This window comes from Nocardioides jishulii, from assembly GCF_006007965.1.
Classification (GTDB): domain Bacteria; phylum Actinomycetota; class Actinomycetes; order Propionibacteriales; family Nocardioidaceae; genus Nocardioides; species Nocardioides jishulii.
In genome coordinates this window covers 2,780,895-2,795,595 of record NZ_CP040748.1, presented here as the reverse complement: position 1 = coordinate 2,795,595, position 14,701 = coordinate 2,780,895, and the positions used below count along the sequence as shown (strand labels likewise).

Genomic DNA, 14,701 nt, shown 5'->3' with positions numbered 1-14,701 from the left:
GGGAAACGTAGCGGATGCTCGCCGATCGCTACGCTGGCGAGATGCGCCGTGCCCACACCGTCGAGCAGGTCCGAGCCGCCGAGCAGCCGCTGCTCGACACCCAGCCCTCGGGCGCCCTGATGGCGCGGGCCGCGACGGGCCTGGCGGTCGCCGTCGTCGAGGAGCTGCGACGGCGTCGCGGAAGGACGTACGGCACCCGCGTGGTGGTCCTTGCCGGACCCGGCAACAACGGTGGCGACGCACTCCACGCCGCGGCGCGCCTGGCCCGACGTGGCGTCGCGGTGCGTGCCGTTGCCCTGGGAGAGGTGCTGCACCCCGAGGGACTGGCCGCCTTCCTGACGGCCGGGGGACGGGTGGTTGGCCTGGACGAGGCCGTACGGTTCGGTCCTGACCTGGTGCTCGACGGCATCGTCGGGATCGGCGGGTCCCCGGGCCTGCGCCCCGATGCGGAGGCCGCGCTGGAGGCGCTGGCGGACGTCCCGGTGGTCGCCGTGGACCTGCCCTCCGGAGTCGACGTGGACCTCGGGGAGACGCCCCGGTCCCACGTCCGGGCCGCGCTCACGGTCACCTTCGGCACCCACAAGGTCGCCACCCTCGTCGACCCCGCCGCACGGGCGTGCGGACGGGTCCGGCTCGTCGACATCGGACTCGACCTGCCTGCCCCTGCGGTGGAGGCTCTCGAGGCCGACGACGTGGCCCGGCTGCTGCCTGTCCCGTCGGCCACCGCGCACAAGTACACCCGTGGGGTCGTCGGCGTGAGGGCCGGCTCGTCGACCTACCCCGGTGCGGCGCTGCTCTGCGTCGCCGGTGCTGCCTCCGGGATCGCCGGAATGGTCCGCTACGTCGGCCCGCAGAGCGTGGAGACGCAGGTGCGGACCCGCTTCCCCGAGGTCGTCGGCCCCGGACGCGTGCAGGCCTGGGCCGTCGGCTCGGGCTCTGACACCGACGCGGTCACCATGCTGCGGGAGGCGTTGGCCGACGACGTGCCCGTGGTCGTCGACGCCGATGCCCTGGCCCACCTGCCCCGCCGCGGCTCGTCGCCGCGTCCCGGACTGGTGCTGACCCCGCACGCCGGCGAGCTCGCGGCCCTGGTGGGGGAGCCACGCGCCGACGTGGAGGCGGCACCGTTGCGTCACGCCCGCGAGGTCGCCCAGCACTGGCAGGCGGTGGTGCTGCTCAAGGGGGCCCGCACGCTCGTCGTGCACCCCGACGGACGGGTCCGGGTCAACACGACCGGGACGCCCTGGCTGGCGACCGCGGGCGCCGGTGACGTGCTCACCGGCCTCGTCGCCTCGCTGCTCGCCAGCGGCCTGGACCCCTTCGACGCCGCCTCGGTGGGAGCGTGGCTGCACGGGGAGGCCGGCGAGCGGGCGGCGGCCTGCGGAACTGTGGTCGCCACCACGATCGCGGGCCACCTGCCGGGGATCATCCGCGCCGTCACCGCCCGGGTGTGACAATTGACCTCATGACTTCAGGGGGGCACCCGGCTCGTGCCGAGATCGTCGTCGACCTCGAGGCCATCGCCCACAACGTCGCCACCCTCCGGGACGTCGTCGCTCCCGCCGGCCTGATGGCGGTCGTGAAGGCAGACGGCTACGGCCACGGGATGGTCGAGGTCGCCCGCGTCGCCCGCGCCGCAGGCGCCGAGTGGCTCGGCGTGGCGACGCCGGAGGAGGCGCTCGCGCTGCGCGCCTCGGGGGACGAGGGGCGGCTCCTGTGCTGGCTCGCCGCCCCCGGTGACGCGTACGGCGACGTGCTGGCCGCCGACGTCGACGTCGCGGCCTACACGCCTGCTCAGCTCGACGAGATCGCGGCTGCGGCAGCTGCGGGCGTCCCGGCCCGCGTCCACCTCAAGATCGACACCGGCCTGTCGCGCGGGGGCGCCACCCCCGGGCAGTGGGCCGACCTCTGCGCCCATGCCCGCGAGCTCGAGGAGTCCGGAGCGGTGCGCGTCGTCGCCGTCTGGTCGCACCTGGTCGCCAGCGACGAGCCCGAGCACCCCGCCAACTCCGAGCAGGCGAAGGTCTTCGACTGGGCGGTCGCGGTCGCCGAGGAGGCGGGCCTGCACCTGGAGGTGCGCCACCTGGCCAACTCCGCCGCCGCCATCATGCGCCCGGACCTGCGTCACGAGCTGGTGCGCTGCGGCATCGCCCTCTACGGGCTCGACCCGGCTCCCGGCGTCACGCCCGACATCGGCCTGGTGCCGGCGATGACCGTGCGCGGCCGACTGGCGCTGGTCAAGGAGGTCCCGGCCGGAGCCGGCGTCTCCTACGGCCACGCCTGGGTGGCACCGGCTCCCACCACGCTGGGTCTCGTGCCGGTGGGCTACGCCGAGGGCATTCCCCGGGCGGCCAGCCCGGGTGCCGAGGTGTGGGTGGCCGGAGCGCGACGTCCGGTGCGCGGCAAGGTCTGCATGGACCAGCTGGTCGTCGACCTCGGGGGCGACCTCCCTGAGCCGGGGAGCGCGTTCGTGCTCTTCGGGCCCGGGCGCGACGGCGAGCCGACCGTGCAGGACTGGGCCGAGGCGGTCGGCACCATCAACTACGAGATCGTGACCCGGATCGGCGGACGGATGCCTCGTCGGTACGTCGGGGAGGAGCGCCCATGAGTCGCTCCGGCAAGGCGCTGGGGGTCGCCGCGGGACTGGTGGGCGTGGCAGCAGCCGGGGCCACCGCCCGGGCCGTCCAGCAGGTCAAGGCCCGTCCCGGCGCAGGTGACGACACCCCGTTCGGGTCGTTGCGCTCCCCCTCGTTGAAGGTGGTCACCGACGACGGCATCGACCTGCACGTGGAGGTCGACGAGCCCGACGAGGGCCACGACAACGGGCTGACGATCATCTTCGTCCACGGCTTCACGCTGAGCCTCCAGTGCTGGCACTTCCAGCGCGCCGCCTACCGGGGACTGGTGCGCACGGTCTTCTACGACCAGCGTTCGCACGGCGAGTCGGCCCGGTCGGACGGCGACAACTGCACCATCGACCAGCTCGGCCGCGACCTCAAACGGGTCATCGAGACCACCGCCCCGGGGCCGGTGGTCCTGGTCGGACACTCGATGGGTGGGATGAGCGTGATCTCGCTCGCTGCCCAGTTCCCCGAGCTCTTCGGCGACAAGGTCGTGGGCACGGCGCTGATCGGCACGACGGCGGGTGGCCTCGACGCGGGCCGCATCCTCTTCCCGATGCTGCCGCTGGGATCGCTCGGCGGACGCGCGGTCGGCCGGATGGTGAGGGTCCTCGACCGCGGTCACTCCCTCGTCGACCGGGCCCGGGCGACCGGCTTCCGGCTGGCGGAGATCGTCGTCGGCCGCTTCGCCTTCGGTGAGGACGTGCCGATCAACTACTCCGAGTTCGTCTTCGACATGATCGACGACACGCCCTTCGAGGTGGTCGCCGACTTCTATCCGTCCTTCGCCTCGCTCGACCACTACGACAACCTCAGCGCCCTCGGTCGGGTGCCCTGCACCGTCATCGCCGGCACCCTCGACAAGATGACCGGGGTCGGCCACAGCCGCAAGCTCCACTCCCGCATCCCGGGGTCGGAGCTGCTGGAGGTCGACGGTGCCGGCCACATGGTGCTGATGGAGCGCCACGACGAGGTCAACGCCGAATTGGACCACCTCTTCGAACGAGCACTCGCCTGGGCCCAGGAGCACGCTGGATGAATGACCGACCTGGCCTGACGGTGACGAGCGTCGGCGCCGAGGCTGCCGCCGAGGTGCATGCCGTCGTGCGCGCCGCCTTCGGCGCCCGCCCGCCGCTCGACCCGCCCGCGGACGCCCTCGCGGAGACACCCGACTCGATCGCTGCCGCGCTGGGGCGTGGCCGGGGGCTGCTCGCGCGGCTCGGTGGCCAGCCCGTGGGCGCCGTGCTGCTCGACCCCCACGACGACACCGTCTTCCTGCGCCGCTTCGGGGTGCACCCCGAGGCGCAGGGCAAGGGTGTTGCCTCGGCCCTGCTCGAAGCGGCAGTCGCCCACGCGCCGGCCCAGCAGACGATGACGGTGCTCGCGCGCCCGGAGATGCCCCGCACGGTCGACTTCTGGCGGTCCAAGGGCTTCTGCCGCGAGGTCACCGTCGGCCCCTACCTCCAGCTCTTCCTCGACCTGCCCACCGAGCACGTGGTGAAGGACGGTCCGGCGATGCAGGAGCTCGGTCGACGCGTGGGCCGGTTGTTGGAGGCCGGCGACGTCCTCGTCCTCTCCGGCGAGCTCGGCGCGGGCAAGACCACCTTCACCCAGGGCCTCGGCGAGGGGCTCGGCGTGCGGGGCGGCGTCACCTCGCCCACCTTCGTCATCGCCCGGGTGCATCCCTCCCTGGTCGACGGCCCCGACCTGGTCCACGTCGACGCCTACCGCCTCGGTGGCATCGAGGAGCTCGACGACCTCGACCTCGACACCTCGCTGGACGAGGCCGTGACGGTCGTCGAGTGGGGCGCGGGCGTGGCCGAGGGCCTGGCGACCCGGCGCCTCGAGGTGCGGGTCACCCGTGCGTTGGGAGGCGGTGAGGCCCCGGTCTCCCTGGAGGACCACGACCCCCGGGTGGTCGAGCTGCGCTGGGTGCGCGAGCAGTAACCTCGAACAATGCTCCTCGCCTTCGACACCGCGACCCCGCTGGTGACGGTCGCCCTGCACGACGGGAACGACGTCGTCGCCGAGCAGGTCTCCGAGCGGCCGATGAAGCACGGGGAGCAGCTGGCCCCGCTGATCGACGCAGTGACCCGGAGCGCCGGGATCGTCCGTCAGGACCTCACCGCGATCGCCGTCGGCGCCGGGCCCGGCCCCTTCACCGGCCTGCGGGTGGGGCTGGTGACGGCGCGCACCCTGGCGTTGGCGCTGGAGATCCCGGTCTACGCGGTCTGCACCCTCGACGTCCTGGCGGTCGAGGCCTACGACAGCGGTGCGGTCGACGGCGCGTTCCTCGTCGCCACCGACGCGCGCCGCAAGGAGGTCTACGTCGCGTCCTACCTCGACGGCGTACGCGTGGACGGGCCCGCGGTCCTGAAGCCCGCCGTGGCGGCGACCTCGGGTCCCGTCGTCGGTGAGGGCGCGTTGCTCTACCCCGACGACTTCCCGCGTCCCGTCGGGCCCTCACGCCCCTCGGCCGGCTGGCTGGCGCGTGTGGTCGCCGAGGAGCGCGCCGAGCTGCTGGACCCGGAGCCGCTCTACCTGCGCCGCCCGGACGCGGTGGCCAACGCCGCGCCCAAGCCGGTCTCGTGACGCTGCGGCCGGGGCACGACGAGGACCTGCCGGCCCTCGCCGCGCTGGAGGAGGAGGCGTTCGGCGCCGACGCCTGGAGCGCGGCGACGCTGGGCGAGCTCGTCTCGGCCGCGGGACGCAGGCTGCTGGTGGCAGAACGTGACGGGGAGGTCGTCGGCTACGTGCTGACCGCGCTGGCCGGCGACTTCGCCGACCTGCTCCGGATCGCGGTAGCGGCCAGCGCCCGGCGCGAGGGCGTCGCCTCGATGCTCGTCGACGCTGCTGTGCTCGCCGCGGCCGCGGACGGCGCCGACCGGATGCTGCTCGAGGTGAGCGAGGCCAATGCCGGGGCCCAGGCGTTCTACCGACGCCGGGGCTTCACCGAGATCGACCGACGCCCCGGCTACTACCGCGACGGCTCCGCAGCACTGGTGATGCTGCGCGAGTTGCCCGCCCCGGAGAGGATGGACCCGTGAACGACGCAGTGACGACTGACGCAGTGACGCAGGACGACGGCCCCCTGGTGCTCGGCATCGAGACCTCGTGCGACGAGACGGGCGTCGGCATCGTGCGCGGCCACACCCTGCTGGCCGACGCGGTCGCGAGCAGCGTCGAGGAGCACGCCCGCTTCGGCGGCGTGGTGCCCGAGGTCGCCAGCCGCGCCCACCTGGAGGCGATGGTCCCCACGATCGAGCGGGCCTGCGAGACCGCCGGCGTCAAGCTCTCCGACATCGACGCCGTGGCCGTGACCAGCGGCCCCGGACTGGCCGGCGCGCTGCTCGTGGGCGTCGGCGCCGCCAAGGCGCTCGCCTGGGGGCTGGGCAAGCCGATCTACGGCGTCAACCACCTCGCCGCGCACGTGGCCGTCGACCAGCTCGAGCACGGCGCCCTGCCTGAGCCCTGCCTGGCCATGCTCGTCTCGGGCGGCCACTCCAGCCTGCTCAAGGTGGAGGACGTGACGGTCGGCGTGGACCCCCTCGGTGCGACCATCGACGACGCCGCGGGGGAGGCCTTCGACAAGGTGGCCCGACTGCTCGGCCTGGGCTTCCCGGGCGGGCCCCACATCGACCGCGCCGCCGCCTCCGGCAACAGCGTCGCCATCACCTTCCCGCGGGGTCTCACCGCACGGCGCGACCTGGAGCGCCACCGCTACGACTTCTCGTTCTCCGGCCTGAAGACGGCCGTGGCTCGCTGGGTCGAGGCGCAGCAGCGGGCGGGGGCGAGCATCGACGTGGCCGACGTCGCCGCCTCCTTCCAGGAGGCCGTCTGCGACGTGCTGACCCGCAAGGCCCTCGATGCCGCGGTGACCCACGGCATCGAGGACATCCTGATCGGCGGCGGGGTGGCAGCGAACTCGCGTCTGCGCGCCATGGCGACCGAGCGGGCCGCCGCCAAGGGCATCCGGGTCCGCGTACCCCGGCCGGGCCTGTGCACCGACAACGGCGCGATGGTCGCCGCCCTGGGCGCCGAGCTCGTCGCGCGGGGACGTACGCCCTCGGCGCTGGACCTGCCCGCCGACTCCAGCCAGCCGATCACCACCGTCGTCGCCTGACGGAGCGAGCGGGTCAGGGGCGTGTGGCGAGGATGAAGGCTGGCTCCACGTCCTCACCCCTGCGCCCTTCGACGAGGCGGGACACCGTGCCGTCGACGGTCACGTGGTGCAGGTGCCAGGTCTGGTCGCCGTAGGTGAAGCTGGTGAGCTCGATGTCGCCCTGCGGGGTCCACGCGAGGTCCTTGACGATCCCTTGGTCGTCGTCCGGGAGGAACCACGTGACCTGCGTGCCGGTCCGGGCGTCCGCCAGTCCCATCCGGGTGGCGCCCGAACCGGACTGGTAGGCGTCGACCACGACGGCGTGGGTGCCGTCCGGGGAGAACGACTCCACGCCGACCTCGCAGCTGCGCCAGACCTCCTGGAGGGTGGACCGGTCGCGCACCGTGCTGCAGGGGTCCTCGCCGGGTGACGCCTCGGCGTCACGGGTGACGACGAGGTCGTCGTTGGCGGCCGTCACCGCCACTGCGTCGGCGTCGATCACCGTCCGGGTGCCGTCGCCGGCGACGAGCTCGGGGGCGCTGCCGTCGCCGTACGAGACCACGACCTCGCAGTCGCCGCCGTCCAGGCAGGCGCCGTCGCCGACCAGGTCGACCGGGGTGGCGGGGGAGGGAAGGGTGGCCACGACCCTGGTTCGCCCGTCCGCGCCGATCAGGGTGAGCTCGCCCGAGGGCGTGGAGAAGACCGCCAGGGTGGAGTCGTCGGAGACCGCGACCACGTCGTGGAGGTCGTGGGTCGTTGCCTCGGCGACCGCTGTGGGGATGTCGACCGACCGGCCGGAACCGTCGGCGAGGTCGATCGAGTACACCTTCCGCTCGCCGTCGACCGCGTACTCCACCAGCCACCGCTCACCGACACGCGTGAGGCCGTCCTGGGCGCCGGCCGGGAACGGGAACGCCCCGCTGAGCTCGCCGTCGCCGATCAGCCAGTCCCCCTCCGTGCCCTCGTCCAGCGGCGCGTCGGTGGCCAGGACGACCTTGTTCGGCAGGGTGAGTGCCGGGGCGAGGCTCGGGGAGGTGGTCGCTGGCAGGTCCTCCGGGGCGCCGGTCAGGGTCGTCACGACCACGGGGCCGGTGGCCATGAGCGCGAACGCCGCCAGTGCCGCCCCGCCCGCGCGACGGCGACGACGGATGCTGTCGGCCCGCCCCTTCACGTCGTCGAGCCCGAAGGGTGCCTGCGGGGTCGAGGGCACGTGGTCGCGCAGGGCGGAGCCCACACGCTGTCCGGTCAGATCGTCATTCATCGGTACTCCTCGGGTGAGAGGGAACGGGGGGCACGCTCACGCAGGCTGGCCAGGGCCCGGCTGCACTGGGACTTGACCGTCCCGACGGAGACGCCGAGCGCCGCGGCGGTCTCGGCCTCGCTGAGCTCCTCGTAGTAGCGGAGCACCACGACGGCGCGCTGCTTGGGGGAGAGGGTCTGGACGAAGGTCCACAGCGCCTGGTTGCGGCCGTCGTCGTAGGTGTCGCTGACCGGCGTCTCCGGGACGGCGTACGTCGCGTGCTCGCGCCGCTTGAAGGCGCGACGCCACAACGACGTGTGCTCGTTGATGAGGATGCGTCGGGCGTAGGCGTCGACGGAGCTGGCCTCGCGGACGCGCTCCCAGCTCAGGTAGACCTTGGCCAGGGCCGTCTGCAGGAGGTCGGCGGCGTCGTGGGGATTGCCGGTCAGCGCCCAGGCGGTGCGGTGGAGCGCGGGCTGGCGCACCTGCAGCCACGCCTCGAACTCGGCGTCGCGGGTCACCGCGGGCGTGCTGGTCATCGTCACCCCCGTGGTGCTCACTGTGGTCTGCATTCTGTCTCCTCCGGGGCCCGGGGCGGGCCTTCTCCCCCCAGACGTCGTCACCCCGCCTCGGGTTGCAGGTGATGTCGAAGGGACTGGTCCACATGGCGAACCCGAGTCTCATAACGGACGTATGCGTGTGCTTGCATGTCGTTGTGCAACGTGATGCACGTCGCACTGCATCTATCCGCGAACTACTACGAAGTGTCGTAGATATCTACTACTGTCCGTAGTAGTTCAGATGGTCGGAAGTGGCTCGACCATCACAAGGGCAAAGGAGCCCGACATGCGTTCAACACTCGACAAGCTCATCTCCTGGACCGGCCTCATCCTGGCCGGCGTCCTGGCTGTCGCCGGAGGACTCCTCACCTGGGGCTCGGTCTTCATCGCCGACCAGGTCGACCAGCAGTTCACCGACCAGGCCATCGTGATGCCGGAGGGGCCCGCGTTGGAGAGTCTCCCCGAGGCTGACCGCAAGGCCCTCGAGCCCTTCGCCGGCGAGAAGCTCGACAACGGCCCCAAGGCTCGTGCCTACGCCGACCACTACATCAAGGCCCACATGATCTCCGGGGGCGAGCAGACCCTTGAGCAGCACCCGGTGGAGCGTACGGCGACCGGTCCGGTCACCTACGAGGAGGCCAGCGGCTACGGTCGCGCGCTGAGCGCCGAGGTCGCCGAGGCTGGCGCCAAGGCCACCCCGGAGCAGATTGCGGCCGCCGAGGCCTGGATGGGTCAGCGTGAGTCGCTCTTCATGGGCAACACCCTGCGAGGCCTGCTCCTCTACGGATACGCCTTCGCCACGATGGGCACCATCGCCGGCTTCGCTGCCATCGGCGCCTTCGTCGGAGCTGCGCTCTTCCTGATCCTGGGCGTCCTCGGTCTCGCCCACTCGCGCAAGGTCGCTCGCGCGGAGGCCTGACGCACCCGGGAATGGTCGGCCCGTGAAGACGGGCCGACCACCCCGGGAGCAGGCTCGCAGACGACGAGACCCCCACGGTCACACCGTGGGGGTCTCGTGCTGCGTACGCCCGGGGCGTTCGCGCGTCAGGCCGGCAAGCCTCCGGCGCGCCCGACCTTGCGCCAGCCGTCGATCGTGTCCCAGATCCAGATCCCGAGGGCGGCCGCGAGGATCGCCGCATGCACGATCGAGGCGTCGAACGTGACTCCCTCCTCGGTCAGTGCCTGCACGAGCGCCGGGTTGAGCAGGCGGTCCTGGCTCGCCAACCATGCGATCGGGGCGGCAAAGAGCAGACCGGTCACGGTGTTGAGCGCGGCGAAGCCGGGCGTCCACCCGGCACCCGCCCGGTACTTCGCTGCCTCGAACGCGATCTCGCACGCCAGGGTCACCAGCACCAGCGGCATCCAGAACGACCACAGGTCGGGATCGATGACGGGGAGGCGCTCGCCGTCGATGCGGACCGTGGGCGCGACCTGCTGCCAGATGAGCAAGATGCCGAGGATCGCCAGCCAGGCGATGTTGGTGAGGGTCTCGCCGAGTGAGCCGCGCGGCCCCAGTGGAGGCTCGGGCAGTGACTCAGGCTTCCAGGGTGTGATCCCCAGGCTCTCCTGGGTGAGGCCGCCCTCGCTGCTCCGCTCGACGACCACGAAGCTCAGGGTGATCCAGAAGCTGATGTGGACCACCAGGGCCACCGCCATCCACGCGCCGTGCCCGGCGATGCTGCCGATGCTCTCGCCGGCGAAGGCGTCGATCGCCATCAGGATGACGGTGACGATCGGGACCACGGTCACCAGGACGGCGCGCATCACGCGGGACCACGCGGGGAAGAGCTCCGGGCCGATGAGTTGCTGGGGAGTGCCGGCGTACGAGGCGGAGAGCGCGTCGGGGTCGCCGAGCTCAACGAGCGCTGCGTGCTCCGCGGACTCCTCGTCGAGGATCGGGTTCTCCGCGCGCAGTGCCTCGACGCGGTCGGCGATCCCGGCTCGCAGCTCCAGGGCGACGTCGTCGCGCTGGTCCTCGCCCAGTCGCCGGGTCGCGGCGTGCACGTAGCGGTCGGTCAGGGTGGGCTTCGTGGCAGTCATCTCGTCACCTGAGTCTCTCGATGGACGTGTGCAGGCTCTGCCACTCGTCGAGCAGGGCCGTCAGGAGGGCTTCGCCCTCGGGGGTGCAGCGGTAGAACTTGCGGGGCCTGGACTCCTCGGTGTTCCACTCGCTGGTCAGCAGGCCCTGCTTCTCCAGGCGCCGCAGCAGGGGGTAGAGGGTGTTGCCGTCGACGGCGAAGCCGGCTGCGGCGAGCTCCTCCAGCAGTGCGTAGCCGTAGGTGGGGCGCGTGAGGGTGGCCAGCGCCGCCATCACCACGGTGCCGCGGCGCAGCTCCTGGAGGTGGCTGGCGAGGACGTCATCGTTCATGGCGGCGACATTAGTGTGCGTCGCACACTAATGTCCAGTAAATAATGTTGGGCGGCCGGTCAGTGTGCTCGTCAGTGCGCGTCGGCGCCGGTCAGTGGCGCCGGCGCGGCCGGACGTACGAGACGTCGGGAGGGCGGGAGGGTCAGAACGGGCGTACGTGAAGCACGCGGCCGACCCCGCCGACGCGGGTCAGCACGATGGTCGCCTCGACGTCGCCGGTGAGCCCCAGACGCTTGCGCAGCTGCTCGGGAACGATGTCGACGCCACGCTTCTTGATGGTGAGGGGACCGATGTTGCGCTCCACCAGCGCCGCCTTGAGCTGCTTCTCCCGGTAGGGGAGCTCCTCGATGACGTAGTACGACTTCATGAAGGGGGAGCGGAACGACTGGTCGCTCGTGACGTAGGCGATGTGGGGGTCGAGCAGGCCACCGCCGACGCCCGCCGCCACGGCGGTCACGAGTCCTGCCCGGATCACCGCGCCGTCGGGCTCGTAGAGGTGCTCGGCGAGGTCGACCACGGGGCGGTCCTGGCCCTGGTAGGGATCGTCCTCGTCGGTCAGGCTGACCAGGCCGTCGCCCGAGATGACGGTCGCGCGACGGCGTACGGTCGCCAGGCCGGGCGACCATAGCGCGGCCTCCTTCACCTCGCCCTGGTCGCTCACCCATTCGGCCTCGACGCCCTCGGGCACCAGGTCGTGGCCGACGCCGGGCGCGACCTTGACCACGGACGTACGCCGCAGCAGCTCCAGCACGAACGACCACGGAGGGGTCCAGCCGGTCTCGTCGAAGACGCGGCCGCGAGCTCCCCGGCGCGCGGGGTCGGCGAAGGCGGCACCGAAGCCGTCGAGGTCCAGGGAGGTGGAGTCGGCCACCATCGTGGCGCCGGGCAGTCCGAGCGCGTCGAGGTTGGCCTGGGCGACGCGGGCGCGGACCGGGTCAAGGTCGACGCCGGCAGCCGTCAGTCCGGCGCGGGCGAAGGCGACCAGGTCGCCGCCGATGCCGCAGCCGAGGTCGACCACCGAGCTCGGTCGCGCGGCCGCCAGTCGAGCCGCCCGGTGGGCCGCGACGCGGCTGCGGGTGGCCTGCTCCAGGCCGTCAGGGGTGAAGTACATGCGCAACGCGTCCTCGCCGAACTTGGCGACGCCCTTGACTCGCAGCTGCACCTGCGTGAGCGCGGCGGCCGCCCGCTCGGGGTCGGGCTCGACCCTGCGTACCGCCGCGGCGGCGGCCAAGGGGTTGCCTTCGTGGTCGGCGTACAGGTGCGCCGCCTGCTCCAGCAGCCGCTGGCCGTCGGGGGTGAGCAGCCAGGTGAAGGTGTCGAGGTCCACCCGTGCATCCTCCCCCATGTTCCAGCCGCCGGACTCCGCTCCTCCTGTGCTGGCACTCACAGACGGGGAGTGCTAACGTCTGGCTTGGCACTCTCATGTCGAGAATGCCAGCAGCCGTGAACGACCACGACCCCCGCGACGGCGCGGTCGAGAACGGCGGCACCCCGCGGGTCTCCGGCTGGCCGGACCACCCCGCACCCCCGTCCAGACACACAGACTCACGTGCAGAAAGTGGAGGTCGACATCGTGTCGGTCAACATCAAGCCCCTCGAGGACCGCATCGTCGTCAAGCCCCTCGAGGCCGAGCAGACCACGGCTTCCGGCCTGGTCATCCCGGACACCGCCAAGGAGAAGCCCCAGGAGGGTGAGGTCGTGGCCGTGGGCCCCGGCCGCTTCGCCGAGAACGGCACCGACCGCGTCCCGGTCGACGTCGCCGTCGGCGACAAGGTCATCTACTCCAAGTACGGCGGCACCGAGGTCAAGTACGCGGGTGACGAGTTCCTGATCCTCTCGGCGCGCGACGTCCTCGCCATCGTTTCCTGACGAACTGGCATCCCGCCCGGCGGCGTTGGGTGTGCCTGACACCGCTTCGTTCGAAGCACGTCGGCGCACCCGCCCGTCGGGCGGACGCCATTTCGCCGGCACCCCGGCCCTGAGAACTCGCCGGCACCCCGGCCCTGAGAACCACCAAGAGGAGCAGCAATGCCCAAGATCCTTGAGTTCGACGAGAACGCTCGTCGTGCGCTCGAGCGCGGAGTCGACGCGCTCGCCAACACCGTCAAGGTGACGCTCGGCCCCAAGGGCCGCTACGTCGTCCTGGACAAGAAGTGGGGCGCTCCGACCATCACGAACGACGGTGTCTCCGTCGCCCGTGAGATCGAGCTGGACGACCCCTTCGAGAACCTCGGTGCGCAGCTCTGCAAGGAAGTTGCCACCAAGACCAACGACGTCGCCGGTGACGGCACCACCACCGCCACCGTGCTGGCCCAGGCCATGGTCCACGAGGGCCTCAAGGCCGTGACCGCCGGCGCCAACCCGATGAGCCTCAAGCGCGGCATGGACGCCGCGGCCGAGGCCCTCAGCGACGCGCTCCGCGAGGCGGCCCGTGAGGTCGACTCCAAGGAGGACATGGCGTCGGTCGCGACGATCTCGTCGCGCGACGCGCACATCGGCGAGCTGCTCGCCGAGGCCTTCGACAAGGTCGGCAAGGACGGCGTCATCACCGTCGACGAGTCCAACACCATGGGCACCGAGCTCGAGTTCACCGAGGGCATGCAGTTCGACAAGGGCTACATCTCGGCCTACTTCGTCAGCGACCCCGAGCGCATGGAGGCCGTCCTCGACGACCCCTACGTGCTGCTCGTCCAGGGCAAGGTCTCCTCGGTCGCCGAGCTGGTGCCGCTCCTGGAGAAGGTCATGGCGACCGGCAAGCCGCTCTTCATCCTCGCCGAGGACGTCGACGGTGAGGCGCTCTCGACCCTGGTCGTCAACAAGATCCGCGGCACCTTCAACGCCGTCGCGGTGAAGTCGCCGGCCTTCGGTGACCGCCGCAAGGCCATGATGCAGGACATCGCGGTCCTCACCGGTGGCCAGGTCATCGCCCCCGAGGTCGGGCTCAAGCTCGACCAGGCCGGCCTCGAGGTGCTGGGCCAGGCCCGCCGCGTCGTGGTCACCAAGGACAACACCACCATCGTCGACGGCGCCGGTGAGGCCGCCGAGGTCGAGGCCCGGGTCAACCAGATCAAGGCCGAGATCGAGAACACCGACTCCGACTGGGACCGCGAGAAGCTCTCCGAGCGCCTCGCGAAGCTGGCCGGCGGTGTCTGCGTGATCAAGGTCGGTGCCCACACCGAGGTGGAGCTCAAGGAGAAGAAGCACCGCATCGAGGACGCTGTCTCCTCCACGCGTGCCGCGATCGAGGAGGGCATCGTCGCTGGCGGTGGCTCCGCGCTCATCCACGCCGTCGAGGTGCTCGAGGGCGACCTGGGCCTCGTCGGTGACGAGGCTGCCGGCGTCCGCGTCGTTCGTCGCTCCGTCGACGAGCCGCTGCGCTGGATCGCCGAGAACGGTGGCGAGAACGGCTACGTCGTCACCACCAAGGTGCGCGAGGGCGGCAAGGCCGAGGGCAAGGAGTACGGCTACAACGCCGCCACCGGTGAGTACGGCAACCTGGTCACCCAGGGCGTGCTCGACCCGGTGAAGGTGACGCGCTCCGCGCTGGTCAACGCAACCTCGATCGCTGCGATGCTGCTGACCACCGAGACGCTCGTGGTCGACAAGCCCGAGGACGAGGACGAGGGCACCGCTGCGGGTGGCCACGGCCACGGCCACGGTCACTGATCGCCCCCAGCCACACGGCTCCACGGCCCGCCACCCCTCGGGGTGGCGGGCCGTTGGCCGTACCGGGGGAGGGACACGTACGTTTGCTGCAAAGCGTCGGCGGGCCGGACCGGCTCGCCGCACCGGATGGACGACGTACGCGG

The 14,701-nt window shown here is 71.9% G+C and carries 15 protein-coding genes; 10 read left to right on the top strand and 5 right to left on the bottom strand.

Annotated elements, in window-relative coordinates:
- Positions 1-41 precede the first annotated feature (41 nt).
- The 7 genes from FCL41_RS13200 to tsaD are packed head-to-tail and all read left to right on the top strand — an operon-like array spanning position 42 to position 6,744.
- Entirely contained in the window at positions 42-1,454 is a 1,413-nt protein-coding gene (locus FCL41_RS13200) for an NAD(P)H-hydrate dehydratase (protein WP_137065192.1), read from the top strand.
- Between the two features lie 11 nt (positions 1,455-1,465).
- Positions 1,466-2,608, top strand: coding sequence for an alanine racemase (alr, locus tag FCL41_RS13195; RefSeq protein ID WP_137065193.1), 1,143 nt, complete (start codon positions 1,466-1,468; stop codon positions 2,606-2,608).
- Positions 2,605-3,660, top strand: a complete 1,056-nt coding sequence (locus FCL41_RS13190) for an alpha/beta fold hydrolase (protein WP_137065194.1) — start codon at positions 2,605-2,607, stop codon at positions 3,658-3,660. Before alr ends, FCL41_RS13190 begins: the two co-directional genes overlap by 4 nt.
- Positions 3,657-4,568, top strand: a complete 912-nt coding sequence (gene tsaE / locus FCL41_RS13185) for a tRNA (adenosine(37)-N6)-threonylcarbamoyltransferase complex ATPase subunit type 1 TsaE (RefSeq protein ID WP_137065195.1) — start codon at positions 3,657-3,659, stop codon at positions 4,566-4,568. Before FCL41_RS13190 ends, tsaE begins: the two co-directional genes overlap by 4 nt.
- A 9-nt stretch (positions 4,569-4,577) precedes the next feature.
- A complete protein-coding gene (tsaB, locus tag FCL41_RS13180; RefSeq protein WP_137065196.1) occupies positions 4,578-5,213 on the top strand; it encodes a tRNA (adenosine(37)-N6)-threonylcarbamoyltransferase complex dimerization subunit type 1 TsaB in 636 nt (211 codons plus the stop codon).
- Positions 5,210-5,668, top strand: coding sequence for a ribosomal protein S18-alanine N-acetyltransferase (gene rimI, locus FCL41_RS13175; RefSeq protein WP_137065197.1), 459 nt, complete (start codon positions 5,210-5,212; stop codon positions 5,666-5,668). The genes tsaB and rimI overlap by 4 nt, the downstream gene beginning before the upstream one ends.
- Positions 5,669-5,691: 23 nt before the next feature.
- Complete coding sequence (gene tsaD, locus FCL41_RS13170) at positions 5,692-6,744, top strand: tRNA (adenosine(37)-N6)-threonylcarbamoyltransferase complex transferase subunit TsaD (RefSeq protein WP_137065401.1); 1,053 nt, start codon at positions 5,692-5,694, stop codon at positions 6,742-6,744.
- 13 nt (positions 6,745-6,757) lie between these two features.
- Here the strand turns inward: tsaD and FCL41_RS13165 are convergent, their stop codons facing one another.
- Both FCL41_RS13165 and FCL41_RS13160 read right to left on the bottom strand, forming a co-directional pair.
- Positions 6,758-7,984, bottom strand: coding sequence for a hypothetical protein (locus tag FCL41_RS13165; RefSeq protein WP_137065198.1), 1,227 nt, complete (start codon positions 7,982-7,984; stop codon positions 6,758-6,760).
- On the bottom strand, positions 7,981-8,535 hold the full coding sequence (locus FCL41_RS13160; protein ID WP_239021644.1) for a SigE family RNA polymerase sigma factor: 555 nt from the start codon (positions 8,533-8,535) through the stop codon (positions 7,981-7,983). Before FCL41_RS13160 ends, FCL41_RS13165 begins: the two co-directional genes overlap by 4 nt.
- 274 nt (positions 8,536-8,809) lie before the next feature.
- Here FCL41_RS13160 and FCL41_RS13155 point away from each other — a divergent pair, with 274 nt between their 5' ends.
- Positions 8,810-9,442, top strand: coding sequence for a hypothetical protein (locus FCL41_RS13155; RefSeq protein ID WP_137065199.1), 633 nt, complete (start codon positions 8,810-8,812; stop codon positions 9,440-9,442).
- A 125-nt stretch (positions 9,443-9,567) separates the two neighbouring features.
- Here the strand turns inward: FCL41_RS13155 and FCL41_RS13150 are convergent, their stop codons facing one another.
- The 3 genes from FCL41_RS13150 to FCL41_RS13140 form a co-directional block, all read right to left on the bottom strand.
- Positions 9,568-10,563, bottom strand: coding sequence for a hypothetical protein (locus FCL41_RS13150; RefSeq protein ID WP_137065200.1), 996 nt, complete (start codon positions 10,561-10,563; stop codon positions 9,568-9,570).
- Positions 10,564-10,567: 4 nt separating this feature from the next.
- Positions 10,568-10,891, bottom strand: coding sequence for a PadR family transcriptional regulator (locus FCL41_RS13145; protein WP_137065201.1), 324 nt, complete (start codon positions 10,889-10,891; stop codon positions 10,568-10,570).
- A 142-nt stretch (positions 10,892-11,033) separates the two neighbouring features.
- Complete coding sequence (locus tag FCL41_RS13140) at positions 11,034-12,218, bottom strand: class I SAM-dependent methyltransferase (protein ID WP_137065202.1); 1,185 nt, start codon at positions 12,216-12,218, stop codon at positions 11,034-11,036.
- 246 nt (positions 12,219-12,464) lie between these two features.
- Here FCL41_RS13140 and groES point away from each other — a divergent pair, with 246 nt between their 5' ends.
- Positions 12,465-12,761 carry a co-chaperone GroES gene (gene groES / locus FCL41_RS13135; protein ID WP_137065403.1) on the top strand — a complete coding sequence of 99 codons (297 nt, stop codon included), beginning with the start codon at positions 12,465-12,467 and terminating at the stop codon, positions 12,759-12,761.
- Between the two features lie 159 nt (positions 12,762-12,920).
- Positions 12,921-14,558, top strand: a complete 1,638-nt coding sequence (gene groL, locus FCL41_RS13130) for a chaperonin GroEL (RefSeq protein ID WP_137065203.1) — start codon at positions 12,921-12,923, stop codon at positions 14,556-14,558.
- Positions 14,559-14,701 lie beyond the last annotated feature (143 nt).

Bases quoted from the DNA above. Each gene is read 5' to 3' on its own strand.
- FCL41_RS13200 (WP_137065192.1), top strand. From the start codon at position 42: ATGCGCCGTGCCCACACCGTCGAGCAGGTCCGAGCCGCCGAGCAGCCG.
- alr (WP_137065193.1), top strand. From the start codon at position 1,466: ATGACTTCAGGGGGGCACCCGGCTCGTGCCGAGATCGTCGTCGACCTC.
- FCL41_RS13190 (WP_137065194.1), top strand. From the start codon at position 2,605: ATGAGTCGCTCCGGCAAGGCGCTGGGGGTCGCCGCGGGACTGGTGGGC.
- tsaE (WP_137065195.1), top strand. From the start codon at position 3,657: ATGAATGACCGACCTGGCCTGACGGTGACGAGCGTCGGCGCCGAGGCT.
- tsaB (WP_137065196.1), top strand. From the start codon at position 4,578: ATGCTCCTCGCCTTCGACACCGCGACCCCGCTGGTGACGGTCGCCCTG.
- FCL41_RS13165 (WP_137065198.1), bottom strand. From the start codon at position 7,984: ATGAATGACGATCTGACCGGACAGCGTGTGGGCTCCGCCCTGCGCGAC.
- FCL41_RS13160 (WP_239021644.1), bottom strand. From the start codon at position 8,535: ATGCAGACCACAGTGAGCACCACGGGGGTGACGATGACCAGCACGCCC.
- FCL41_RS13155 (WP_137065199.1), top strand. From the start codon at position 8,810: ATGCGTTCAACACTCGACAAGCTCATCTCCTGGACCGGCCTCATCCTG.
- FCL41_RS13150 (WP_137065200.1), bottom strand. From the start codon at position 10,563: ATGACTGCCACGAAGCCCACCCTGACCGACCGCTACGTGCACGCCGCG.
- FCL41_RS13145 (WP_137065201.1), bottom strand. From the start codon at position 10,891: ATGAACGATGACGTCCTCGCCAGCCACCTCCAGGAGCTGCGCCGCGGC.
- groL (WP_137065203.1), top strand. From the start codon at position 12,921: ATGCCCAAGATCCTTGAGTTCGACGAGAACGCTCGTCGTGCGCTCGAG.